The 22,173-nt window shown below is 56.4% G+C and carries 20 protein-coding genes, 2 tRNA genes and 1 other RNA gene; 1 reads left to right on the top strand and 22 read right to left on the bottom strand.

What is annotated here, in order from left to right; genetic code table 11:
* The 21 genes from AB3U87_RS20555 to sdhC form a co-directional block, all read right to left on the bottom strand.
* Positions 1 to 76, bottom strand: a tRNA-Lys gene (locus tag AB3U87_RS20555).
* A 32-nt stretch (positions 77 to 108) separates the two neighbouring features.
* Positions 109 to 232, bottom strand: a non-coding RNA gene (locus tag AB3U87_RS20550) — RtT sRNA.
* Positions 233 to 245: 13 nt separating this feature from the next.
* A tRNA-Lys gene (locus tag AB3U87_RS20545) sits at positions 246 to 321 on the bottom strand.
* 164 nt (positions 322 to 485) lie between these two features.
* Positions 486 to 1,274 carry a cell division protein CpoB gene (gene cpoB / locus AB3U87_RS20540; RefSeq protein ID WP_301729830.1) on the bottom strand — a complete coding sequence of 263 codons (789 nt, stop codon included), beginning with the start codon at positions 1,272 to 1,274 and terminating at the stop codon, positions 486 to 488.
* Positions 1,275 to 1,283: 9 nt separating this feature from the next.
* A complete protein-coding gene (pal, locus tag AB3U87_RS20535) occupies positions 1,284 to 1,814 on the bottom strand; it encodes a peptidoglycan-associated lipoprotein Pal (RefSeq protein ID WP_253454868.1) in 531 nt (176 codons plus the stop codon).
* A gap of 42 nt (positions 1,815 to 1,856) precedes the next feature.
* Entirely contained in the window at positions 1,857 to 3,149 is a 1,293-nt protein-coding gene (tolB, locus tag AB3U87_RS20530; RefSeq protein WP_253454869.1) for a Tol-Pal system beta propeller repeat protein TolB, read from the bottom strand.
* 133 nt (positions 3,150 to 3,282) lie between these two features.
* On the bottom strand, positions 3,283 to 4,683 hold the full coding sequence (gene tolA, locus AB3U87_RS20525) for a cell envelope integrity protein TolA (protein ID WP_394150319.1): 1,401 nt from the start codon (positions 4,681 to 4,683) through the stop codon (positions 3,283 to 3,285).
* A gap of 26 nt (positions 4,684 to 4,709) precedes the next feature.
* The gene (tolR, locus tag AB3U87_RS20520; protein ID WP_125288616.1) at positions 4,710 to 5,138 is read right to left on the bottom strand and encodes a colicin uptake protein TolR; all 429 of its coding nucleotides are present in this window, start codon (positions 5,136 to 5,138) and stop codon (positions 4,710 to 4,712) included.
* A gap of 9 nt (positions 5,139 to 5,147) precedes the next feature.
* A complete protein-coding gene (tolQ, locus tag AB3U87_RS20515; RefSeq protein WP_394150316.1) occupies positions 5,148 to 5,825 on the bottom strand; it encodes a Tol-Pal system protein TolQ in 678 nt (225 codons plus the stop codon).
* A 5-nt stretch (positions 5,826 to 5,830) separates the two neighbouring features.
* Entirely contained in the window at positions 5,831 to 6,226 is a 396-nt protein-coding gene (gene ybgC, locus AB3U87_RS20510) for a tol-pal system-associated acyl-CoA thioesterase (protein ID WP_301289557.1), read from the bottom strand.
* Positions 6,227 to 6,502: 276 nt separating this feature from the next.
* Complete coding sequence (gene cydX / locus AB3U87_RS20505) at positions 6,503 to 6,598, bottom strand: cytochrome bd-I oxidase subunit CydX (protein ID WP_253454874.1); 96 nt, start codon at positions 6,596 to 6,598, stop codon at positions 6,503 to 6,505.
* Positions 6,599 to 6,613: 15 nt separating this feature from the next.
* Complete coding sequence (gene cydB, locus AB3U87_RS20500) at positions 6,614 to 7,753, bottom strand: cytochrome d ubiquinol oxidase subunit II (RefSeq protein WP_394150314.1); 1,140 nt, start codon at positions 7,751 to 7,753, stop codon at positions 6,614 to 6,616.
* Between the two features lie 2 nt (positions 7,754 to 7,755).
* Positions 7,756 to 9,315: a cytochrome ubiquinol oxidase subunit I gene (gene cydA, locus AB3U87_RS20495; RefSeq protein WP_394150312.1), complete on the bottom strand. Its 1,560-nt coding sequence runs from the start codon at positions 9,313 to 9,315 to the stop codon at positions 7,756 to 7,758.
* Between the two features lie 561 nt (positions 9,316 to 9,876).
* On the bottom strand, positions 9,877 to 10,749 hold the full coding sequence (gene sucD, locus AB3U87_RS20490) for a succinate--CoA ligase subunit alpha (protein WP_125288610.1): 873 nt from the start codon (positions 10,747 to 10,749) through the stop codon (positions 9,877 to 9,879).
* The gene (gene sucC / locus AB3U87_RS20485; protein ID WP_125288609.1) at positions 10,749 to 11,915 is read right to left on the bottom strand and encodes an ADP-forming succinate--CoA ligase subunit beta; all 1,167 of its coding nucleotides are present in this window, start codon (positions 11,913 to 11,915) and stop codon (positions 10,749 to 10,751) included. The genes sucD and sucC overlap by 1 nt, the downstream gene beginning before the upstream one ends.
* Positions 11,916 to 12,021: 106 nt before the next feature.
* Positions 12,022 to 13,236: a 2-oxoglutarate dehydrogenase complex dihydrolipoyllysine-residue succinyltransferase gene (gene odhB / locus AB3U87_RS20480; RefSeq protein WP_394150310.1), complete on the bottom strand. Its 1,215-nt coding sequence runs from the start codon at positions 13,234 to 13,236 to the stop codon at positions 12,022 to 12,024.
* Between the two features lie 14 nt (positions 13,237 to 13,250).
* The gene (gene sucA, locus AB3U87_RS20475; RefSeq protein ID WP_253454878.1) at positions 13,251 to 16,058 is read right to left on the bottom strand and encodes a 2-oxoglutarate dehydrogenase E1 component; all 2,808 of its coding nucleotides are present in this window, start codon (positions 16,056 to 16,058) and stop codon (positions 13,251 to 13,253) included.
* Positions 16,059 to 16,217: 159 nt separating this feature from the next.
* Positions 16,218 to 16,934: a succinate dehydrogenase iron-sulfur subunit gene (locus AB3U87_RS20470; RefSeq protein ID WP_253454879.1), complete on the bottom strand. Its 717-nt coding sequence runs from the start codon at positions 16,932 to 16,934 to the stop codon at positions 16,218 to 16,220.
* Positions 16,935 to 16,949: 15 nt separating this feature from the next.
* The gene (gene sdhA, locus AB3U87_RS20465) at positions 16,950 to 18,716 is read right to left on the bottom strand and encodes a succinate dehydrogenase flavoprotein subunit (RefSeq protein ID WP_253454880.1); all 1,767 of its coding nucleotides are present in this window, start codon (positions 18,714 to 18,716) and stop codon (positions 16,950 to 16,952) included.
* 3 nt (positions 18,717 to 18,719) lie between these two features.
* Entirely contained in the window at positions 18,720 to 19,067 is a 348-nt protein-coding gene (sdhD, locus tag AB3U87_RS20460; protein ID WP_125288605.1) for a succinate dehydrogenase membrane anchor subunit, read from the bottom strand.
* On the bottom strand, positions 19,061 to 19,450 hold the full coding sequence (gene sdhC, locus AB3U87_RS20455; protein WP_253454881.1) for a succinate dehydrogenase cytochrome b556 subunit: 390 nt from the start codon (positions 19,448 to 19,450) through the stop codon (positions 19,061 to 19,063). The genes sdhD and sdhC overlap by 7 nt, the downstream gene beginning before the upstream one ends.
* A 607-nt stretch (positions 19,451 to 20,057) precedes the next feature.
* On the opposite strand from sdhC, the gene AB3U87_RS20450 reads away from it, so the two are divergent.
* Complete coding sequence (locus AB3U87_RS20450; protein ID WP_253454882.1) at positions 20,058 to 21,338, top strand: citrate synthase; 1,281 nt, start codon at positions 20,058 to 20,060, stop codon at positions 21,336 to 21,338.
* Positions 21,339 to 21,380: 42 nt separating this feature from the next.
* Here the strand turns inward: AB3U87_RS20450 and nei are convergent, their stop codons facing one another.
* A complete protein-coding gene (gene nei / locus AB3U87_RS20445; protein WP_253454883.1) occupies positions 21,381 to 22,172 on the bottom strand; it encodes an endonuclease VIII in 792 nt (263 codons plus the stop codon).
* Position 22,173 lies beyond the last annotated feature (1 nt).

The raw sequence follows: 22,173 nt of genomic DNA, 5'->3' as shown, positions 1-22,173 counted from the left end.
TGGTGGGTCGTGCAGGATTCGAACCTGCGACCAATTGATTAAAAGTCAACTGCTCTACCAACTGAGCTAACGACCCGCATCATGCGGTACTGCTTACTACTTAATTAGTGGTGGGTCGTGCAGGATGACTCGGCGTCCCTCGGCCTGTCGGCCCGTTGCTTAACGCAACGTTGTTTCGCTTCGCTTAACCGAACCTGCTGCAGGTTCAAATCCTTCACGCTTACCTTTTGTCACTACTTAATTAGTGGTGGGTCGTGCAGGATTCGAACCTGCGACCAATTGATTAAAAGTCAACTGCTCTACCAACTGAGCTAACGACCCACTTTTACGCTGTCAGAACGTTTTAACATATGTCCCGGCAACGGCGGCATATATTACTGATTTACCGTTTCAGCGCAACCACTATTTTCAGATAACTTGTTCAACTGCCTGAGTTTCACCCGACCGGGCCATAAATTAGGCTAAACCCGTTCGTAAGCGGTTAATTACAGCGCAGCCGCACGTTTTTGCGCTTGTTTCGCCACGTCGGTGTTTGGATACTGTTTGATCACCTGCTGGTAGACGGCTTTCGCTTTCGCGCTGTCGCCCTTCTCCTGCATGATCACACCCACTTTATACAGCGCATCCGCGCTTTTCGGCGATTTAGGGTAATTTTTCACTACGGTGGCGAAATAGTAGGCCGCGTCGTCTTTTTTACCCTTGTTGTAATTCAGCTGTCCCAGCCAGTAGTTAGCATTCGGCTGGTAGGTTGAATCCGGATACTTCTTGATAAAAGCCTGGAACGCAGCGATAGCCTGCTCGTTCTGCTTTTTCTCCAATACCAGCGCCACAGCCGCGTTGTAGTCGCTGTTGGCGTCGCCACCCTGCGTCGGCGCAGCAGAAGCGCTGTCGCTGGCTGTAGCGCCTTCTGCGGCCGCTGCCGGAGCCGTAGCGCCTGAAGCCGCCTGAGGCTGCGCAGACGCGCCGCTGCTCAGCGTATCTATCTGCTGATAGAGATTCTTCTGGCGTTCGGTGATCTGGTTAAGCTGATACTGGTTTTCCTGAATCTGACCACGCAGCGAATCAATGTCACGCTGGTTGTCGGCAAGCTGCTGCTGAAATTGCTGAAGAAGCTGTGCCTGCGCGTTAGAGATACGCTCAAGCGAGGTGACGCGGTCTTCGACCGAGCCTGAACCTACGTTACTGATTGACGCCTGGGCATTAGCGGCCCAGGGGGCCGCTACGCCAACCAGTAACGACAGACCCAGCAAGTGAAGTCTGAAGTTACTAATCATATGATTCTCTTAGTATACCAGTACGGCACGACGGTTTTTGGCGTAAGCCGATTCGTCGTGGCCCAGTACGGCTGGCTTCTCTTTACCGTAAGAAACGATAGAGATCTGGTCAGCAGAAACGCCTTTGCCCTGCAGGTACATTTTAACGGCAGTAGCACGACGCTCGCCCAGGGCGATGTTGTACTCTGGCGTACCACGCTCATCCGCATGACCTTCTACAGTCACTTTGTAAGACGGGTTGTTACGCAGGAAAGTAGCGTGCGCGTCCAGCATCTGAGCGAATTCAGACTGGATGTCATACTTGTCCAGACCGAAGTACACGATGTTGTTGCGTTGCAGCTGCTGCATCTGCAGGCGCGCCTGCTCGTCGGAGGACATATTGCCGCCGTTCATGCCGCTGTTCATGCCGCCGTTTGCGTCATCGCCCATACCCATACCGCTGGTCTGGTCGTTGTTGTTGTTTTTGTGTGAGCTACATGCAGCCACTGCGATAACTGGCAGTGCCAGCATTAAGCCTTTCAGCACTTTATTCAGTTGCATTTCTACAATCCTATTATTGTTTGCCATACATATTTATATGCATCACAGATACGGCGACCAGGCAGGTGATTTTACCTGTCCATCAGTAGCCGGAAGACGCGCTTTGAAACGACCGTCGGTCGACACCAGCTGCAGTACGGATCCCATGCCTTGAGTAGCGCTGTAGATAACCATAGTGCCGTTTGGCGCGAGGCTCGGCGTTTCATCCAGGAACGTGTCCGTTAATTGTTGAACGGCTCCCGTTTCCAGATCTTGTCTGGCGATATGTTGCGCACCGCCGTTGGTGCTTACCATCACCAGAGATTTTCCATCGGTGCTGACATCGGCGTTCTGATTCTGAGAGCCTTCCCAGGTCAGACGCTGCGGCGCGCCGCCGTTTACACCAATTTTATAGATTTGTGGACGACCGGCCTGATCCGAGGTATAGGCCAGCGTCTGGCTGTCCGGGAACCAGGTAGGTTCAGTGCTGTTATAGCGGCCGTCGGTGATCTGACGCATCTGGCCTGAACCTAAGTCCATCACGTAAAGATTCATGCTGCCGGATTTCGACAGGGTGAACGCCAGCTTGCTGCCGTCAGGCGAGAACGCAGGCGCGCCGTTATGACGAGGGAAAGAAGCAACCTGGCGGATAGCGCCGTTGGCCAGCGTCTGGATCACCAGCGCCGATTTGCCGCTTTCAAAGGTCACATAGGCCAGCTTGCTGCCATCTTTCGACCAGGCCGGAGACATCAGCGGCTCAGGCGAACGGTGCACCACAAACTGGTTATAGCCGTCATAGTCGGATACGCGCAGCTCATACGGGAACTGGCCGCCGTTGGTCTGCACCACATAGGCGATACGGGTACGGAACGCGCCTTTGATGCCGGTCAGCTTTTCAAAGCTTTCATCGCTGGCCGTATGCGCCGCGTAGCGCAACCATTGTTTAGTCACCTTGTACTGATTCTGCGCCAGCACGGTGCCCGGATTACCGGAGGTATCCACCAGCTGATAAGAAACGGTATAGCTGCCGTCGGCGCCAGGCTGGATCTGCCCGACCACCACCGCATCAATACCCAGCGCGGTCCATGCAGCAGGCTGCACTTCCGCTGCGGTGCCTGGCTGCTGTGGCAGACGAGCGCGATCCAGCGGATTGAATTTGCCGCTGTTGCGTAAATCCGCCGCCACGATGCCGCCAATATCTTCCGGGGCTGCGCCCGGGCCAGCCCATTTAAACGGGACTACGCCGATAGGACGTGCGGTGTTAACGCCCTGGGTAATCTCAATGCGAACTTCTGCATGCGCCATAGCGACAAACAGCATCAGGAAACTTAGTGCTACTCGTAATGCCTGCTTCATCTTCTCTCCCTTACCTGAACGCTACGTCCACGATAATTAGCAGTGTTTCAACAAACCAATGGTGCATTTATAGAGTACGGCAAGTTGACCATAGTTCAACCTGCCGCGTCCTGGCATCTTCTTACAGCTAATCTTACGGTTTGAAGATTAACGTCGCCTCTTTCACCGCCTGATACACATCCGTGCTTGGCGGTTTCGGGATCCTCGCCATGCGGGCAGCGTTAATAGCCGCCTGACACAGCGCCGGATCGCCGCCTGCCGGGGTGGCCGAAATCAACATCCCGTCCGGCGCCAGCTTGATATGCACGTTACAGGTGCGTCCTTTAAACGTATCCGCGTCATAAAACTTGCTCTGGATAGCGCTCTGTACCTGGCCAAGGTAGCTGTCGATAGCGGCGCCGGAGGCACCCGATTTCTTCTGGTTGCCCTGCCCCGCCGCGCCCGCGCCGCCGGTTTTACCCTCTTTTGGCGCGTTTTTGCCGGAGGTCAGGCCGCCCAGCAGGTCGTCGACGTCGCTGCTCTCTTTAGCCGCTTCCGCCGCGGCTTTCTTCTTCGCATCGGCCGCCGCTTTCGCTTTTGCGGCTGCGTCCGCTTTGGCTTTTGCCGCCGCTTCGGCCTTCGCTTTCGCCGCCGCTTCGGCCTTCGCTTTCGCCGCCGCTTCGGCTTTCTCTTTTGCTTCCTCAGCCGCTTTTGCCTTCGCCGCCTCGGCCGCTTTTTCTTTGGCTTCTTTCGCCTGCTGCGCCGCTTTCTCTTTGGCTTCTTCGGCGGCTTTTTCTTTCGCCGCCTTCGCTTCGGCAGCAGCCTGGGCTTTCGCATCGGCCTGCGCTTTGGCTTTTTCCTCCTGCGCCGCTTTCACTTTAGCCGCCTGCGCCGCCGCGGCCGCTTTTTCTTCCGCTTCTTTTTTCGCATCCGCCGCGGCTTTTTTCGCTTCGGCTTCCGCTTTCTTCTGCGCGTCCGCCGCGGCTTTCGCCTGCGTATCGGCCTGCGCTTTGGCATCCGCCTGGGCTTTGGCTTTCGCTTCTGCTGTCGCGGCCGCTTTGGCATCCGCCTGGGCTTTGGCTTTCGCCTCTGCCTGCGCCGCGGCCTGCTGCTCGGCCGCCTGCTTCGCCGCTTCCTCAGCTTTTTGCTGTTCTGCGGCCTGCTTCGCGGCCTCTTCCGCTTTCTTCTGTTCCGCCGCCTGCGCCGCTTCCTGCTTCGCCTCCAGCCGCTCTTTTTCCAGCGCTTTCAGACGCTGCTGTTCCGCAGCCTGCTTCTGCTGTAGCTCTTCCGCCTGCTGCTTCGCCTGCTTTTGACGCTGCTGCTCGGCGCGCTGGCTGTCGCTCTGCTGATTCTGCTGGCGGTTGTACTGCTCGACGATAGCGCCAGGATCCACCATGACGGCATCAATGTCGCTACCCCCCCCGCCGCCGCTGCTGGCGTCGATATGTTCGTCAAACGAGCTCCAGATCAGTAACGCAATCAGAAAGATATGCAGGATCACTGAAATGATGATGGCGCGTTTTAACTTATCGTTCTGTTCGGTTACCTTCGACACTTTCGATTCCCAAAAACGGTCCGAAATTAAATCGGCTGCGTCATTAATCCAACCGACTTCACGCCCGCCTGATGCAGCAGGTTCAGCGCCTTGATGATCTCATCGTAAGGCACCTCTTTCGCGCCGCCGATCAGAAACACCGTCTTCGGATTCGCTTCGATACGGCGCTGCGCTTCAGCGACGACCTGCTCCGGCGGCAGCTGTTCCATGCGATCGTGATCGACCACCAGGGTGTATTGTCCCACGCCCGCCACTTCAACAATCACCGGCGGATTATCGTCGCTGGACACCGTTTTGGAATCCGTGGCGTCCGGCAGATCCACCTCTACGCTCTGGGTGATAATCGGCGCCGTCGCCATAAAGATCAGCAGCAGTACCAGCAGAACGTCGAGCAGCGGAACAATATTGATTTCGGACTTCAGGTCGCGTTTACGGCGACCGCGCGTTCTGGCCATAGGTCACTCCTACCTGCTGTTCTCGCTGGAGAAAGCCTGACGGTGCAGAATAGCGGTGAACTCTTCCATAAAGTTATCGTAATTCTGCTCCAGCTTGTTCACGCGCTGGTTGAGGCGGTTATACGCCATAACTGCCGGAATAGCGGCAAACAGACCGATAGCGGTCGCGATCAGCGCTTCGGCAATCCCCGGCGCCACCATCTGCAGCGTGGCCTGTTTTACCGCGCCCAGCGCGATAAAGGCGTGCATGATGCCCCAGACCGTACCGAACAGGCCGATGTAAGGACTGATCGAGCCAACCGTGCCCAGGAAAGGAATATGGTTTTCCAGCGCTTCCAGCTCACGGTTCAGCGAGATGCGCATGGCGCGCGTTGCGCCTTCCACCACCGCTTCCGGCGCGTGGTTGTTGGCACGATGCAACCGGGCGAACTCTTTAAAGCCGGCATAGAAAATTTGTTCAGATCCGGCCAGCTCATCACGGCGCGCCTGGCTTTCCTGATACAGGCGCGACAGCTCAATGCCCGACCAGAATTTGTCTTCAAACGCGTCGGCTTCACGGCCCGCCGCATTCAGAATACGGGTGCGCTGAATAATGATTGCCCAGGAGGCAATAGAAAAGCCAATCAAAATCAACATGATAAGTTTGACCAGAAGGCTCGCCTTCAGGAACAAATCAAGAACGTTCATGTCAGTCACTGCTTGAACTCCGCGACAATAGACTTGGGAAGCGCAATAGGCTTCATCAGATGTGGATTGATGCAGGCGATCAGGACTTCGGCTTCATTCAGCGTCCGGCCTTCTGCATTAACAATACGTTGTGCGAATGTCATGGTCGTTCTGGTCATGTTGACGACCTCGCTCTGCACCTCAAGAAGTTCATCAAGACGAGCGGCGGCCAGGTAATCAACCGTGAGACGACGCACGACAAAACCGACCTGCTGTTCCAGCAGCGTCTGTTGACTGAAATGGTGCTGGCGCAGCATCTCGGTTCGTGCCCGTTCATAAAAAGCGACATAGCTGGCATGGTAAACCACGCCACCGGCGTCGGTGTCTTCATAGTAGACACGCACCGGCCATCGAAAAAGCATTGTACTCACTCTACATCCCGGTATAACTTTTTAAACGTTGCTACTATACGCAAGAGCATACGCCTTTGGAATGGATTGCCAGAGGCTAAACAAAATAATTATCTTCCGGAAACAATTATGTGGATTTAGGGAGAAATCTTAAACGTTTACTGACATAACCCAGGGCTGAAAAAAGCCGGGTTAACGAAGGAGAGCAGCGGCGACGAGCAGGAAAAACGGACCGGCGAACCGATCCGTTATTATCCCGCTTTTATTACGGCAGGCAGTAAAATTCTTTTATGCGCGCTTATCGAGATGTTCGATAGCCAGCGCGGTAATCACCCCGATGGCGCAGGCCAGCAGCGTGCCGAGGATCCAGGCAAAATACCACATCGTTCTGCTCCTTAATCAGTAAAGGGAATGCGTGTTGGCTTCTATCTGCGCGCGCGTGATGCGGCCAAACATTTTGTAGTAGCACCAGCTGGTGTAAATCAGAATAAGCGGCACAAAGATCGCGGCCGTAACGGTCATGATTTTCAGCGTCAGCAGGCTGGAAGTGGCGTCCCACATGGTCAGGCTATGGTTCATCATGCTGCTGGAAGGCATCACAAACGGGAACATCGCCACGCCCGCCGTCAGGATCACGCAGGCTACCGTCAGCGAAGAGCAAAGAAACGCCCAGCCGCCTTTATTCATCCGTGAACAGATAACGGTAAACAGCGGTAGCAGCACGCCCAGCGCCGGGATAATCCACAGCAGCGGCTGATGGGTAAAGTTTACCAGCCAGCCGCCCGCTACGCGGTTCACTTCTTTCGCCAGCGGATTGGAAGCCGCATTGTGATCCAGCGTGGACACCAGCTGATAGCCTTCAATGCCGTACTTCACCCAAATACCGGCCAGCACGAAGCCCGCCATCATCACCAGCGTGGCGATCTGCGCGATCGTTTTGGATCTGAGATACAGCTCACCCGTGGTGCGCATTTGTAGGTAAGTGGCGCCCTGAGTCAGGATCATGGTGACGCTGACCACGCCTGCCAGCAGCGCAAACGGGTTCAGCAGCTGGAAGAAGCTGCCGGTGTAGAACAGACGCAGATATTCATCGGCATAGAAAGGCACGCCCTGTAACAGATTGCCAAACGCCACGCCAATAACCAGCGGCGGCACAAAGCTGCCGATAAAAATGCCCCAGTCCCACATGCCGCGCCAGCGCGGATTTTCTATTTTGGAGCGGTAGTCGAATCCTACCGGCCGGAAAAACAGCGAGGCCAGCACCAGCATCATCGCCACATAAAAGCCGGAAAAGGCGGCGGCGTAGACCATCGGCCAGGCGGCAAACAGCGCGCCGCCTGCGGTGATAAGCCATACCTGATTGCCGTCCCAGTGCGGCGCGATGGTGTTGATCATAATACGGCGCTCAACGTCGTTGCGGCCAATCAGACGGCCAAGCATCCCAACGCCCATATCAAACCCGTCGGTAACCGCGAAGCCGATCAGCAGCACGCCAATCAGTACCCACCAGACGAAACGCAACAGTTCATAGGTGATCATGGTTAAACTCCTGTTCCGGTGGCCTGTTCAAAGTGATAACGCCCTGTTTTCAGGCTGCTTGGCCCGCGCCTGCCGAACTTAAACATCAGGTACATCTCGGCAAGCAAAAACAGCGTGTAAAGCCCGCAGATAAGCAGCAGCGAAAACAGGATTTGACCCGTGGTCAGCGATGAGTTGGCAACGGCCGTCGGCAGCACTTCGCCAATCGCCCACGGCTGGCGGCCATATTCGGCAACAAACCAGCCGGCTTCCGCAGCAATCCACGGCAGCGGGATGCCGTACAGCGCGCATTTCAGCAGGAAGCGGCTTTGACCAATGCGGTTGCGAATAACGCTCCAGAAACAGCAGAGGGTAACCAGCAGCATCAGCACGCCGCACGCCACCATGATGCGGAAAGCGAAATAGAGCGGCGCGACGCGTGGGATGGAATCCTGCGTGGCCTGACGGATCTGCGCCTCGCTGGCGTCGGCTACGTTCGGCGTATAGCGTTTCAGCAGCAGCCCGTAACCCAAATCCTGCTTCGCCTGGTTAAAGGCGGCGCGCACTGCCGGATCGCTGTTGCCTTCCCGTAGCTGTTCCAGCAGCTGGTAAGCGCGCATCCCGTTGCGGATGCGGATCTCATGCTGCGCCATCAGATCTTTGATGCCGGTAACCTGTTGATCCACAGAGCGGGTAGCGATCAGGCCCAGCGCCCAGGGGAGCTGAATGGCGTAGCGGTTTTGCTGCGCCTGCTGATCGGGCAGGCCGAACAGCGTAAAGGCCGCCGGCGCGGGCTGCGTTTCCCATTCCGCTTCGATAGCGGCAAGCTTGGTTTTCTGCACGTCGCCGACCACATAGCCCGACTCGTCGCCCAGCAGGATCACGGCCAGAACGGCTGCCATGCCGAAGCTGGCGGCAATAGCGAAAGAGCGCTTAGCAAAAGCGATATCGCGACCGCGCAGCAGATAGAAGGCGCTGATGCCCATAATGAACATGGCGCCGCAGGTGTAGCCTGCCGCAACGGTATGCACAAATTTGACCTGCGCCACCGGATTGAGGATCAGTTCGGAAAAGCTGACCATCTCCATGCGCATGGTTTCAAAATTGAATTCTGAGCCGACGGGATTCTGCATCCAGCCGTTCGCCACCAGGATCCACAGCGCCGACAGGTTAGAGCCTAACGCCAGCAGCCAGGTGCACGTCAGGTGCTGCACTTTACTCAGCCGATCCCAGCCGAAAAAGAACATGCCGACAAAGGTGGATTCAAGGAAAAAAGCCATCAGGACTTCAATAGCCAGCGGCGCCCCGAATATATCGCCGACGTAATGGGAATAATAAGACCAGTTGGTGCCGAACTGGAATTCCATCGTCAGGCCGGTGGCCACGCCAAGCGCAAAGTTAATACCGAAGAGTTTCCCCCAGAATTTCGTCATATCTTTATAGATTTGTTTGCCTGACAGCACATAAACCGTTTCCATTATTGCCAGCAAAAACGCCATTCCCAGCGTTAAAGGGACAAACAGAAAATGGTACATCGCCGTTAGCGCAAACTGTAAACGCGACAGTTCGACCACATCTAACATGTTGACTCCTTGCTCCGTGCTCAGTTTTGTCCATGCGCCGGGCGGCCAGCGTATGGCGCAACAGGATCGCTCCTCATCGGGGTGACGTAACCCTGTAGGTAAGTGAATAATCTTAATGAGAAAAAATCAGCGGGCCCGCGCCGTTGCTGTTTTTGCAGGAGAGCGATCGGGAAAATTTGCGATCGACACAGGAAGTCCCTTTTTATAATTAAAAGCGTAAAGCTGATTTTTTGACGCAGAGCAATTTAATCCCAAACCTGATTTTTAGCCAGCCTCCGAAGCGTAAATAACTTGCGTTTCTTTGATCGCGATTAATTAATTGCGATAAAGTAAATATGAAAGGGATTATTTTAACAAAGAGGGTGATTTAATTTAATTAATATTCAATACAGAAAACAATTTTGTAATATTAACCGGCGGGGTTAATTTTATCGCGTTATTTTACAGGAAGCTTTGCATTATATTACTTTATTAATAAGAAAGCTTAACCAATATTCCGGCATGAATGCAAAAATAAAAAAGGCTGCCCTGAGGCAGCCCTGATGAGAAGACGGATCCGGCTTACTGCGGCAGAACCGCTTTCACCGCGTCGCCGATATCGGCCAGGCTGCGCACGGTTTTCACGCCAGCCGCTTCCAGCGCCGCGAACTTCTCGTCCGCCGTGCCTTTACCGCCTGCGATAATCGCGCCCGCGTGGCCCATACGCTTGCCTTTCGGCGCGGTAACGCCTGCGATATAGCCGACAACCGGCTTGGTCACGTGCTCTTTGATAAAGGCGGCGGCTTCTTCTTCCGCACTGCCGCCGATTTCGCCGATCATGACGATCGCTTCAGTCTGCGGATCGTCCTGGAACAGTTTCAGGATATCGATAAAGTTAGATCCAGGGATCGGGTCGCCGCCGATGCCCACACAGGTGGACTGGCCGTAACCGATATCGGTAGTCTGCTTCACGGCTTCGTAGGTCAGCGTGCCGGAACGTGACACGATGCCGATACGGCCTGGCTTATGAATGTGGCCCGGCATGATGCCGATTTTGCATTCGCCTGGGGTGATGACGCCAGGGCAGTTCGGGCCAATCATACGCACGCCCGCTTCATCCAGCTTCACCTTCACGGTCAGCATATCCAGCGTCGGGATACCTTCGGTGATGGTGATAATCAGTTTGATGCCCGCGTCGATCGCTTCCAGGATGCCATCTTTGCAGAACGGCGCCGGAACGTAAATTACGGAGGCGGTGGCGCCAGTGGCTTCTACCGCTTCACGCACGGTATTAAAAACCGGCAGGCCCAGATGCTCGGTGCCGCCTTTGCCTGGCGTTACGCCGCCAACCAGCTGCGTGCCGTAAGCCAGCGCCTGCTCGGAGTGGAAAGTGCCCTGTCCGCCGGTGAAGCCCTGGCAGATTACCTTGGTGTTTTTATCGATCAGAATGGACATTATTTACCCTCCGCTGCGGCAACAACGCGCTGCGCCGCGTCGCTCAGGCTGGTTGCTGCAATAATATTCAGGCCGCTGTCCGCCAGTTTCTGCGCGCCCAGCTCGGCATTGTTTCCTTCCAGACGCACCACGACCGGCACGTTAACGCCCACTTCCGCTACCGCGCCGATGATGCCGTCAGCAATCAGGTCGCAGCGGACGATGCCGCCGAAGATGTTGACGAAGACGGCCTTCACCGCGTCGTCAGAAAGGATGATTTTGAACGCTTCGGTCACGCGCTCTTTGGTGGCGCCGCCGCCAACGTCCAGGAAGTTAGCCGGCTGGCCGCCGCTCAGCTTCACGATGTCCATGGTGCCCATCGCCAGGCCTGCGCCGTTAACCATACAGCCGATATTGCCTTCCAGCGCCACGTAGTTCAGTTCCCACTGCGCAGCGTGCGCTTCGCGGGAGTCTTCCTGGCTTGGATCGCGCATTTCACGCAGCTCCGGCTGGCGGAACAGCGCGTTGCCGTCTGCGCCCAGCTTGCCGTCCAGGCAGATCAGATCGCCCTGCTTAGTGATCACCAGCGGGTTGATTTCGACCAGCGCCAGATCGCGCTCCAGGAACATGGTCGCCAGACCCATAAAGATTTTGGTGAACTGGCCAACCTGTTTGCCGGTCAGGCCCAGTTTGAACGCCAGCTCGCGGCCCTGGTAAGGCTGCGGGCCGGTTAACGGATCCAGCGCCATTTTGTGGATCAGATGCGGCGTCTCTTCCGCCACTTTTTCGATTTCCACACCGCCTTCGGTCGAGGCCATAAAGACTACGCGACGAGTGCCGCGATCCACGACCGCGCCCAGGTAGAGTTCCTGATCGATGTCCGTTGCCGCTTCCACCAGGATCTGGTTGACCGGCTGACCGTTAGCGTCGGTCTGGTAAGTGGTCAGACGCTTGCCCAGCCAGTGCTCGGCAAATGCGCGGATCTCTTCTTTGCTTTTTACTACCTTCACGCCGCCCGCTTTACCACGGCCTCCGGCATGAACCTGACATTTCACGACCCACGGGCCAGCGCCAATTTTAGAAGCGGCTTCTTCTGCTTCGCGTGGAGTGGTGCAGGCATAGCCGACAGGTGCCGGTAAACCATACCGGCCAAACAGCTGTTTTGCCTGATATTCATGTAAGTTCATGTTGTTAATCCATCCAGTTCGGAAAAGACTTGGCCAAATCCGGCAGTATGCCAGCGCTTTGGCCACACATAGGGTTGAGCGCGGCTTTCACCGCGCCCGACAGGAATTAAACGTCCAGCAGCAGACGAGACGGATCTTCCAGCAGCTCTTTGATCGCGACCAGGAAGCTCACGGACTCTTTGCCGTCGATCAGGCGATGATCGTAAGAGAGCGCCAGATACATCATTGGCAGGATCACCACCTGACCATTGACCGCCATCGGACGATCTTTGATCGCGTGCATCCCCAGAATGGCACTCTGCGGTGGGTTGATGATCGGCGTGGACATCAGCGAGCCGAAGACGCCGCCGTTGGTAATGGTGAAGTTACCGCCGGTCAGTTCGTCTACGGTCAGCTTGCCGTCACGGCCTTTGATCGCCAGCTCTTTGATTTTTTTCTCGATATCCGCCATGCCCAGCGCATCGATATCTTTCAGCACCGGCGTAACCAGGCCGCGCGGCGTGGATACCGCGATGCTGACGTCGAAGTAGTTGTGGTAAACCACATCTTCGCCGTCGATAGAGGCGTTAACTTCCGGGAAGCGCTTCAGGGCTTCCACTACCGCTTTCAGGTAGAAGGACATAAAGCCCAGACGGATGCCGTGACGTTTTTCGAAGGCTTCGCCGTACTGCTTGCGCAGGTTCATGATCGGCTGCATGTTGACTTCGTTAAACGTGGTCAGCATCGCGGTGCTGTTTTTCGCTTCCAGCAGACGCTCGGCGATACGCTTACGCAGACGAGTCATCGGCACGCGTTTTTCGCTGCGGCCAGCCAGCGAAGGTGCGGCTTCAGCCGCTTTCGGCTCGGCGGCTTTGGCAGCTGGCGCTTTCGCCAGGTGTTTCTCTACGTCTTCACGGGTCAGACGTCCGCCCACGCCGGTGCCTTTGATCGCCGACGGCTCCAGACCGTGTTCGGCAATCAGGCGACGGATAGCCGGGCTGAGCGCGTCGTTGCTCTCTTCTTCCAGCGAGGCGCTCTGGCGCTGCGCCGGAGTAGACTCTTTCTCTTCCATTTTGGCGGAGCTTTCTTTGCCGCCGCTGTTGCCTTCTTTCAGGCGACCCAGCGCCTGACGAGAAGTTACGGTGGCGCCTTCGTCTTCCAGAATCGCTTCCAGCACGCCGTCGGCGGAAGCAGGCACTTCCAGCACCACTTTGTCGGTTTCGATTTCTACCAGCACTTCGTCACGGCTGACCGCGTCGCCAGGTTTTTTGTGCCAGGTCGCTACGGTGGCGTCGGCGACGGATTCAGGCAGGTCGGGAACGAGAATATCTACGCTACTCATTATTTTTCCTTTAATTAATTAACGTTCAGCGCGTCATTAACCAGATCTTGCTGCTGCTGCTGGTGAACGGACATATAGCCAACTGCCGGCGAGGCCGAAGCGGGACGACCGGCGTAACGTAATGAAGCACCAAACGGCACTACCTCACGGAAATGATGCTGGCTACAGTACCAGGCACCCTGATTCAGCGGCTCTTCCTGACACCAGACAAAATCATGCACGTGCGCGTACTGCTGGAGTTTTTCCTGCACCGCTTTGTGCGGGAACGGATAGAGCTGTTCAATGCGGACGATAGCCACGTCGGTCTGCTCGTTTTTACGCCGCTTTTCCAGCAGATCGTAATAGACTTTGCCGGAGCAGAGCACCACGCGCTTAACGCCTTTTGGATCGAGATCGTCGACTTCGCCAATCGCCGGCTGGAAGCTGCCGTTAGCCAGCTCTTCCAGCGAAGAGACCGCCAGCGGATGACGCAGCAGCGATTTCGGCGACATCACCACCAGCGGACGACGCATCCCGCGCAGCGCCTGACGACGCAGCATGTGGTAAACCTGCGCCGGCGTGGAAGGCACGCAAACCTGCATGTTCTGCTCGGCGCAGAGTTGCAGATAGCGTTCCAGACGCGCGGAGGAGTGCTCCGGCCCCTGCCCTTCATAGCCGTGCGGCAGCAGCATCACCAGACCGCACATGCGGCCCCATTTCTGCTCGCCGGAGCTGATGAACTGGTCGATAACCACCTGCGCGCCGTTGGCGAAGTCGCCGAACTGCGCTTCCCAGATAGTCAGCGTGCGCGGTTCCGCCGTGGCGTAACCATATTCAAACGCCAGCACCGCTTCTTCAGAGAGCACGGAATCCCAGACGCGGAACGTGCCCTGACCGTTATGGATATGCTGTAACGGCGTATAGGTAGAGCCGTTGGCCTGGTTATGGATCACCGCGTGACGATGGAAGAAGGTGCCGCGGCCCATATCTTCGCCGGACAGACGGCACGGAATGCCTTCGTCTACCAGCGTGGCGTAGGCCAGGTTTTCCGCTGCGCCCCAGTCAAATGGCTTCTCGCCTGCGGCCATCGCGGCGCGGTCGTTGTAGATCTTGGCCACGCGCGACTGCATTTCAATCGCTTCCGGCACGGTGCTGATGCGTTTGGCCAGCGCCTGCAGGCGTTTCAGATCCAGCGTCGCCGGATAGCTTTCGTCCCACTCGTGGTTCAGGTAAGGCGACCAGGTAAAGGAGTGCAGGCTCATCGGACGCCATTCCGGCACCACGCATTCACCGGCATCCAGCGCGTCGCGATAGAGATTGACCATCTCCGTCGCGTCTTCCAGGCTGGCGACCTGTTCCGCTTCCAGACGGTCGGCGTAAAGCTTACGCGGCGTCGGATGCTTTTTGATTTTCTGGTACATCACCGGCTGCGTTGCGCTTGGCTCGTCGGCTTCGTTGTGGCCGTGGCGGCGGTAGCAAACCAGATCGATAAAGACGTCGCGCTTGAAGGTGTTACGGAAATCAAGCGCCAGGCGGGTAACAAACGCCACCGCTTCCGGATCGTCAGCGTTGACGTGGAAGATCGGCGCCAGCACCATTTTACCGATGTCGGTACAGTACTGCGTGGAGCGCGCATCCTGCGGATTAGACGTGGTGAAACCAATCTGGTTGTTGATCACGATGCGCACGGTGCCGCCAACTTCATAGCCGCGTGCCTGCGACATGTTCAGGGTTTCCTGCACCACGCCCTGGCCGGTAACGGCCGCGTCGCCGTGGATGGTGATCGGCAGCACTTTGCTGCTGCGCGGCTCGTCCAGACGATCCAGACGGGCGCGAACCGATCCCATGACTACCGGGCTGACGATTTCCAGGTGCGACGGGTTAAACGCCAGCGCCAGATGCACCATGCCGCCTTCGGTTTCCACGTCGGACGAGAAGCCCATATGGTATTTCACGTCGCCGGTGCCGAGATGCTCTTTATGCTTGCCGGAGAACTCGTCGAACAGGTCCTGCGGCTTTTTGCCCAGCACGTTGATCAGCACGTTCAGACGACCACGGTGCGCCATACCCAGCACCACTTCGCGCGTGCCGCTTTTGCCCGCGTGACGGATCATCTCGTTCAGCATCGGCACCAGCGCATCGCCGCCTTCCAGCGAGAAGCGTTTCGCGCCGGGGAATTTCGCGCCCAGATAGCGCTCCAGCCCTTCCGCAGCGGTCAGCTGTTTCAGAAAGCCTTTTTTCTCATCCGTAGAGAAAGAGGCCTGGCCCGCCACCGATTCAATGCGCTGCTGGATCCAGCGTTTCTCTTCGGTGTTGGTGATATGCATATATTCCGCGCCGATCGAGCCGCAGTAGGTTTGCTGCAGCAGGCTGAACAGATCGGCCAGCTTCATCGTATCTTTGCCGAAGGCGAAGGAACCTACGTTAAAGGTTTCCTGGAAATCGGCCTCGGTCAGATCGTGAAACGCGGGATCCAGATCCGGCACCGGCTCCTGTTTCCACAGGCCCAGCGGATCGAGATTGGCCTGCTGATGGCCACGGAAGCGGAAGGCGTTAATCAGCTGGAGCACCTTCACCTGCTTGGCGTTGGTGTCGGGATCGCTGACGGAAGAGGTATAGCGAGAGGCATCTTTCGCCAGACGCTTGAAATATTCGCGAGTGGTGGAGTGGAATTGCTCTGGCCTGACTCCGTGACCCGGAAGCTGCTGAAACAGCGTTTTCCAGGCCGCATCGACAGAGTCAGGATCGGTCAGATAGTCCTCATAGAGCTGCTCTATATAGGTCTGATTCGCGCCGGCCAGCCAGGAGGAGTCCAGCCAGGGTTTCATCGCGCTGTTCTGCATTGTGATCCCTTAAAGCATTACGCTTTTTTGTTGCCGTGATTATGTAACGGAACAGCTAAGCCCCGCGCCGCGTCAGCGGCTTGCCCTCGGCCGTGTTCCGCTTAAGCAAAACCCGGCCTGATAAAACGACCGGGAGCCAGGCTCCCGGACGGTCTGCGCTTAAGCGCTTCGCGCCAGCAGCATCGACTTGATATGGCCGATGGCGCGCGTCGGGTTCAGCCCTTTCGGACAAACGCTGACGCAGTTCATAATGCTGTGGCAGCGGAATACGCTGAACGCATCGTTAAGGTCATCCAGGCGTGCACCGGTTTCCGTATCGCGACTGTCGATCAGGAAACGGTAGGCCGCCAGCAGCCCCGCCGGCCCGATAAACTTGTCCGGGTTCCACCAGAACGACGGGCAGGAAGTGGAACAGCACGCACAAAGAATACACTCGTACAGGCCGTCCAGTTTTTCCCGCTGTTCCGGCTGCTGCAGGTGCTCGCGAGCCGGTGGATTTTGCCCATTATTCAACAGGTAAGGCTTAATTTTCTCATATTGAGTGTAGAACTGGCCCATGTCTACTACCAAATCGCGGATGACCGGCAATCCAGGCAGGGGACGGATCACAATTTTACGTTTTCCCGCGCCGAGCGCGGAAACCGGCGTAATGCAGGCCAGGCCGTTCTTACCGTTCATATTGATGCCGTCGGAGCCGCAGACGCCTTCGCGGCAGGAGCGACGGAAAGCCAGCGTCGGATCTTTCTCTTTCAGACGGATTAGCGCATCCAGCAGCATCATATCGCGCCCTTCTTCCGACTCCAGGCTGTAGTCCTGCATCCGCGGCGCGTCATCGACGTCCGGGTTATAACGATAAACTGAAAATTCGATTCTCATCATATGCTCCGCGAACTAGTAGGTACGGGCTTTCGGCGGGAAAGCCGCGCGCAGTTTCGGCTCCATGTTCACCTCACGGCGAGTCATGCTTTCGCTCTGCGGCAGATAGACGCTGTGGCACAGCCAGTTTGCGTCGTCACGTTCCGGGTAATCGAAGCGGCTGTGCGCGCCACGGCTTTCCGTACGGTAGTTGGCGGCAACCGCGGTGGCGTAAGCCGTTTCCATCAGGTTATCCAGCTCCAGACACTCAATACGCTGGGTATTGAAGTCAGGCGAACGGTCGTCCAGACGGGCGCTTTTCAGCCGCTCACGCAGGACTTTCAGCTCTTCCAGACCTTTTGCCATCGCGTCGCCTTCGCGGAATACCGAGAAGTTGTTCTGCATGCAGGTTTGCAGCGCTTTACGCAACTCGGCAGGATCTTCGCCGGTTTCGTTATTGTTCCAGCGGTTCAGGCGCGCCAGCGAGGCGTCGATCTCTTCGTCGGTAGCGTCCAGCAGCTCGCCCTGCTCCAGCATCGACTGCTGTAAATGCAGGCCAGCCGCGCGGCCAAATACCACCAGGTCCAGCAGCGAGTTGCCGCCGAGACGGTTAGAGCCGTGTACGGATACGCAGGCGATTTCGCCTACGGCAAACAGACCCGGCACCACGACGTCTTCGCCCTGCTCGTTCAGCGTTATCGCCTGGCCGGTCACTTTGGTCGGAATGCCGCCCATCATATAGTGGCAGGTCGGGATAACCGGAATAGGCTCTTTGACCGGATCGACGTGGGCAAAGGTGCGGGAAAGCTCCAGGATACCCGGCAGACGCGCTTCCAGCACATCTTTACCCAGATGATCGAGCTTCAGCTTGATATGCGGGCCCCACGGGCCTTCGCAGCCGCGGCCTTCGCGGATTTCGATCATCATCGAGCGGGCAACCACGTCGCGTCCGGCCAGATCTTTGGCGTTAGGCGCGTAGCGTTCCATAAAGCGCTCGCCGTGCTTGTTCAGCAGGTAGCCGCCTTCGCCGCGACAGCCTTCCGTCACCAGCACGCCCGCGCCAGCAATGCCGGTCGGGTGGAACTGCCACATTTCCATATCCTGCACCGGCACGCCGGCGCGCAGCGCCATGCCCACGCCGTCACCGGTATTGATGTGTGCGTTGGTGGTGGACTGATAGATACGGCCTGCGCCGCCGGTCGCCAGCACGGTGGCTTTTGCTTTAAAGTAGACGACTTCGCCATCTTCGATATTCAGTGCGGTACAGCCGACCACCGCGCCGTCGGCGTTTTTCACCAGATCCAGCGCATACCACTCGGAGAAGATGGTGGTCTTGTTTTTCAGGTTCTGCTGATAGAGCGTATGCAGCAGCGCGTGGCCGGTACGGTCAGCCGCTGCCGCGGTACGTGCCGCCTGCTCGCCGCCGAAATTTTTCGACTGGCCGCCGAACGGACGCTGATAGATACGGCCATCGTCCAGACGGGAGAACGGCAGGCCCATATGTTCCAGCTCCAGAATCGCTTCCGGGCCGGTTTTGCACATATATTCAATGGCGTCCTGGTCACCGATATAGTCGGAACCTTTCACCGTGTCGTACATATGCCATTCCCAGTTGTCTTCATGACTGTTGCCCAGCGCGACGGTAATACCGCCCTGCGCGGACACGGTGTGGGAACGGGTCGGGAATACTTTAGATAACAGGGCACAGGTCTGGCCCGATTGGGAAATTTGCAGTGCGGCACGCATACCTGCACCACCTGCGCCGACTACGACGGCATCAAATTCTCTGACTGGCAACTTCATTTTTTACACACCCCACACAACGACGGTTCCATAAATCGCATAGACAAACAGCACTACCACAATCGCCATCTGCAACAGCAGACGCGTCGCCAGATGTTTGATGTAGTCTGTCAGCACCTGCCACATTCCTATCCAGCCATGCATCAGAATGGAGAACAGCGTCAGCAGCGTGAACACTTTCGTTACGGAGGAGGCAAAAAAACCGCGCCAGATGTCGTAAGTCAGCGTGTCCGTCATTACGATAAAGCCGAGGATGTAAAGGATGTAGAGCGTCATCACAATAGATGTGGCGCGCACCAGCAGCCAGTCGTGAACGCCGTTGCGTCCTAATGCGGAAGCGTTGCTTAACATACGAGGACTCCAGCCAGAATTGAAAGCACGACGGTGATACCAAAGCAGATTTGCGCCGAACGCGTTCCCACCACCTGCGTCTCTGCCAGGTAGCCAAAATCCATTAACATATGACGTATCCCGCCGACGGTATGGTACGCCAGCGCGGTGAGAATGCCCCACATGATGAATTTAACGAAGAAGCTTTGCATAACGGCAGACGCCTGCAAAAAGCCTTCGGGCGACGACAGCGACAGGCCCAATAACCAAAGCAGTATGCCCAAGGCAACAAACGTAATGACGCCGGACACGCGGTGGAGAATGGACGCGATTGCGGTAACGGGAAACCGGATCGTTGAGAGATCCAGGTTGACAGGTCTTTGTTTTTTCACGGTTTTGCCCACAGAGCCTTTCTTATTTTGCTTCCTCCGGTCCTGAAGGTGACAGCCAAATACATAAGCATTCGGACTGTGAACCGGCACCAAAACAGCAACATCCAGTGTTAATTGTGGCGCTAAAACGCTGGGTGGCTCCTGGTGTCAGGGTATTCCGGAGACCTGGCGGAAGTATAGGTCGATCACAATCTCATTACAATTCCCCTACAAACATCTTGGTGAAAAATAGATGGAACAGTGATCTCACTCACGTTTTTCACAAATTGTACAAATTTAATTATCTGATTTGACAAAACTTCAACATTTTTGTTACAAACTGAGCGCGAAAAGTTCTATGATGCACAAAAGTTATGGGGATACACTTTCCCCTAAGCACAAGTTATGTAACATTGGTGAGCTAAACTTATTAAGCATCAGGTTAACAAGTTACGACCATACCGAATCTTTAACAACTGCTAAACAAAGCCTGATTGTGCCCTTCCGGCCCATAGGCGCCGTCACTCTGTACCCTGCACGTAATAAGATGCCACAGAGTTGATACTGCTTACCCGCAGCGGTGGACATAACGGCGTTTCAGATGTCATAGATTCATCGACAAGGCGCTAAGGAGACTTAAATGGCTGATAAAAAAGCAACGCTTAACCTGCCCGGCGAAGACGCTATCGAACTCGACGTACTGAGCGGCACGCTAGGCCAGGAAGAGATCGATGTCCGTAGCCTCGGTTCTAAAGGTTATTTCACTTTTGACCCGGGCTTTACCTCCACCGCCTCTTGCGAATCCAAAATTACCTATATCGACGGTGACGAAGGCGTTCTGCTGCACCGTGGATACCCTATCGACCAGCTGGCGCTGCACTCTAACTACCTGGAAGTGTGCTATATCCTGCTGAATGGCGAAGCGCCAACCAAAGAGCAGTTTGAAGAGTTCAGCACTATCGTTACCCGCCACACCATGATCCACGAGCAGATCCACCATCTGTTCCGCGGCTTCCGTCGTGATTCCCATCCGATGGCGGTCATGTGCGGCGTAACCGGCGCGCTGGCGGCTTTCTATCACGATGCGATGGACGTGAATATCGAGCGTCACCGCGAAATCGCCGCTTTCCGTCTGCTGTCGAAAATGCCGACCGTGGCCGCCATGTGCTACAAGTATTCCATCGGCCAGCCGTTCGTCTATCCGCGCAACGACCTTTCCTATGCCGGTAACTTCCTGAACATGATGTTCTCTACGCCTTGCGAAGAGTACGTGGTCAACCCGGTGCTGGAACGCGCCATGGATCGTATTCTGATCCTGCACGCGGATCACGAACAGAACGCCTCCACTTCTACCGTGCGTACAGCTGGTTCTTCCGGCGCTAACCCGTTCGCCTGTATCGCTGCGGGCATCGCTTCCCTGTGGGGACCGGCGCACGGCGGCGCCAACGAAGCCTGCCTGCGTATGCTGGAAGAGATCAAAACGGTTGAGCATATCCCGGAATTCCTGCGTCGTGCGAAAGACAAGAACGACTCTTTCCGCCTGATGGGCTTCGGCCATCGCGTGTATAAGAACTACGATCCGCGCGCCACGGTGATGCGTGAAACCTGTCACGAAGTGCTGAAAGAGCTGGGCATGAAGGACGACCTGCTGGAAGTGGCCATGGAGCTGGAGCATATTGCGCTGAACGACCCGTACTTTATCGAGCGCAAACTCTATCCGAACGTCGATTTCTATTCAGGCCTGATCCTGAAAGCGATGGGTATCCCATCCTCTATGTTTACCGTTATCTTCGCCATGGCGCGTACGGTCGGCTGGATCGCCCACTGGAAAGAGATGCACGACGACGGCATTAAAATTGCCCGTCCGCGTCAGCTTTACACCGGCTACGATCAGCGCGATTTTAACTCGTTGACCAAATAAGGCTAACGTTGATATGAGAAGCGCCGCAATGCGGCGCTTTTTTTATGTCTGACAGCCCGGACACCAGTAAAAAGGCCGTGAAGAGAGCGAGGTTTTCTCAATGATGCCACCGCAGCGCTCGCACGGTTTGCCCGCCCGATGAAAAACTTTAAAGCTGAACAGCGCGCCATGATGCTTGTTTTCTTTTGCCACGCCACGCGTCTGGTAAGAAAGCCGGGGGATGGCCAGCAGCGCTTCCGCCAGCTTGTCCAGCTGCGCCTCGTCTAAATCCTGTGCCTTATGCTGCGGCGCCAGACCGGCGTGCCAGAGGATCTCTACCCGCAGATAGTTGCCTAAACCCGCCAGGAAAGCCTGATCCAGCAGCAGGCCGCTGAACTGGCGCCGCCGGAAGCGCGGTGACAGCAGGCGCGCCTTGACCTCTTCCACCGTCAGCGTCATATCCAACACGTCCGGGCCGACGCGTAGCAAAAAAGGATGAGCCGCCAGCGTGTCCTGCGTCAGCAGTTCAATATCAGAGGCGCTATACAGCAGCAGCGTTTTATCTTCTGCCGCCAGCCTCACGCGCAGTATCCGATTGCTCTGCGGCTCGGTGCCGCTTTTAATCACGCGCCAGACGCCGTAAAGCTGGTTATGGCTGTAGAGGATCAATCCGTTGGAGAAATGCGTCAGTATCGCTTTGCCGCGCGTTTCGATCGCCTCTACTCTTTCGCCAATCAGCGAGGATTCGTAGGTTTTCAGTTGGGGAAAAGCAAACCAGACGTCGGTCAGCGTTTTACCCTTGATGGCTTTTTCCAGCTTGTCCGCCGCGCGGCGGATCTCAGGCCCTTCCGGCATG

It is taken from the genome of Erwinia plantamica (genome assembly GCF_043420595.1).
GTDB classification, from domain to species: domain Bacteria; phylum Pseudomonadota; class Gammaproteobacteria; order Enterobacterales; family Enterobacteriaceae; genus Erwinia; species Erwinia aeris.
This window is presented reverse-complemented; position numbering and strand designations above follow the sequence as displayed.

Coding starts and splice junctions, on each gene's coding strand:
- cpoB (WP_301729830.1), bottom strand. CDS start 1,274: ATGATTAGTAACTTCAGACTTCACTTGCTGGGTCTGTCGTTACTGGTT.
- pal (WP_253454868.1), bottom strand. CDS start 1,814: ATGCAACTGAATAAAGTGCTGAAAGGCTTAATGCTGGCACTGCCAGTT.
- tolB (WP_253454869.1), bottom strand. CDS start 3,149: ATGAAGCAGGCATTACGAGTAGCACTAAGTTTCCTGATGCTGTTTGTC.
- tolR (WP_125288616.1), bottom strand. CDS start 5,138: ATGGCCAGAACGCGCGGTCGCCGTAAACGCGACCTGAAGTCCGAAATC.
- tolQ (WP_394150316.1), bottom strand. CDS start 5,825: ATGAACGTTCTTGATTTGTTCCTGAAGGCGAGCCTTCTGGTCAAACTT.
- ybgC (WP_301289557.1), bottom strand. CDS start 6,226: ATGCTTTTTCGATGGCCGGTGCGTGTCTACTATGAAGACACCGACGCC.
- cydX (WP_253454874.1), bottom strand. CDS start 6,598: ATGTGGTATTTTGCCTGGATCCTCGGCACGCTGCTGGCCTGCGCCATC.
- cydB (WP_394150314.1), bottom strand. CDS start 7,753: ATGATCACCTATGAACTGTTGCGTTTCGTCTGGTGGGTACTGATTGGC.
- cydA (WP_394150312.1), bottom strand. CDS start 9,315: ATGTTAGATGTGGTCGAACTGTCGCGTTTACAGTTTGCGCTAACGGCG.
- sucD (WP_125288610.1), bottom strand. CDS start 10,749: ATGTCCATTCTGATCGATAAAAACACCAAGGTAATCTGCCAGGGCTTC.
- sucC (WP_125288609.1), bottom strand. CDS start 11,915: ATGAACTTACATGAATATCAGGCAAAACAGCTGTTTGGCCGGTATGGT.
- odhB (WP_394150310.1), bottom strand. CDS start 13,236: ATGAGTAGCGTAGATATTCTCGTTCCCGACCTGCCTGAATCCGTCGCC.
- sucA (WP_253454878.1), bottom strand. CDS start 16,058: ATGCAGAACAGCGCGATGAAACCCTGGCTGGACTCCTCCTGGCTGGCC.
- AB3U87_RS20470 (WP_253454879.1), bottom strand. CDS start 16,934: ATGAGAATCGAATTTTCAGTTTATCGTTATAACCCGGACGTCGATGAC.
- sdhA (WP_253454880.1), bottom strand. CDS start 18,716: ATGAAGTTGCCAGTCAGAGAATTTGATGCCGTCGTAGTCGGCGCAGGT.
- sdhD (WP_125288605.1), bottom strand. CDS start 19,067: ATGTTAAGCAACGCTTCCGCATTAGGACGCAACGGCGTTCACGACTGG.
- AB3U87_RS20450 (WP_253454882.1), top strand. CDS start 20,058: ATGGCTGATAAAAAAGCAACGCTTAACCTGCCCGGCGAAGACGCTATC.
- nei (WP_253454883.1), bottom strand. CDS start 22,172: ATGCCGGAAGGGCCTGAGATCCGCCGCGCGGCGGACAAGCTGGAAAAA.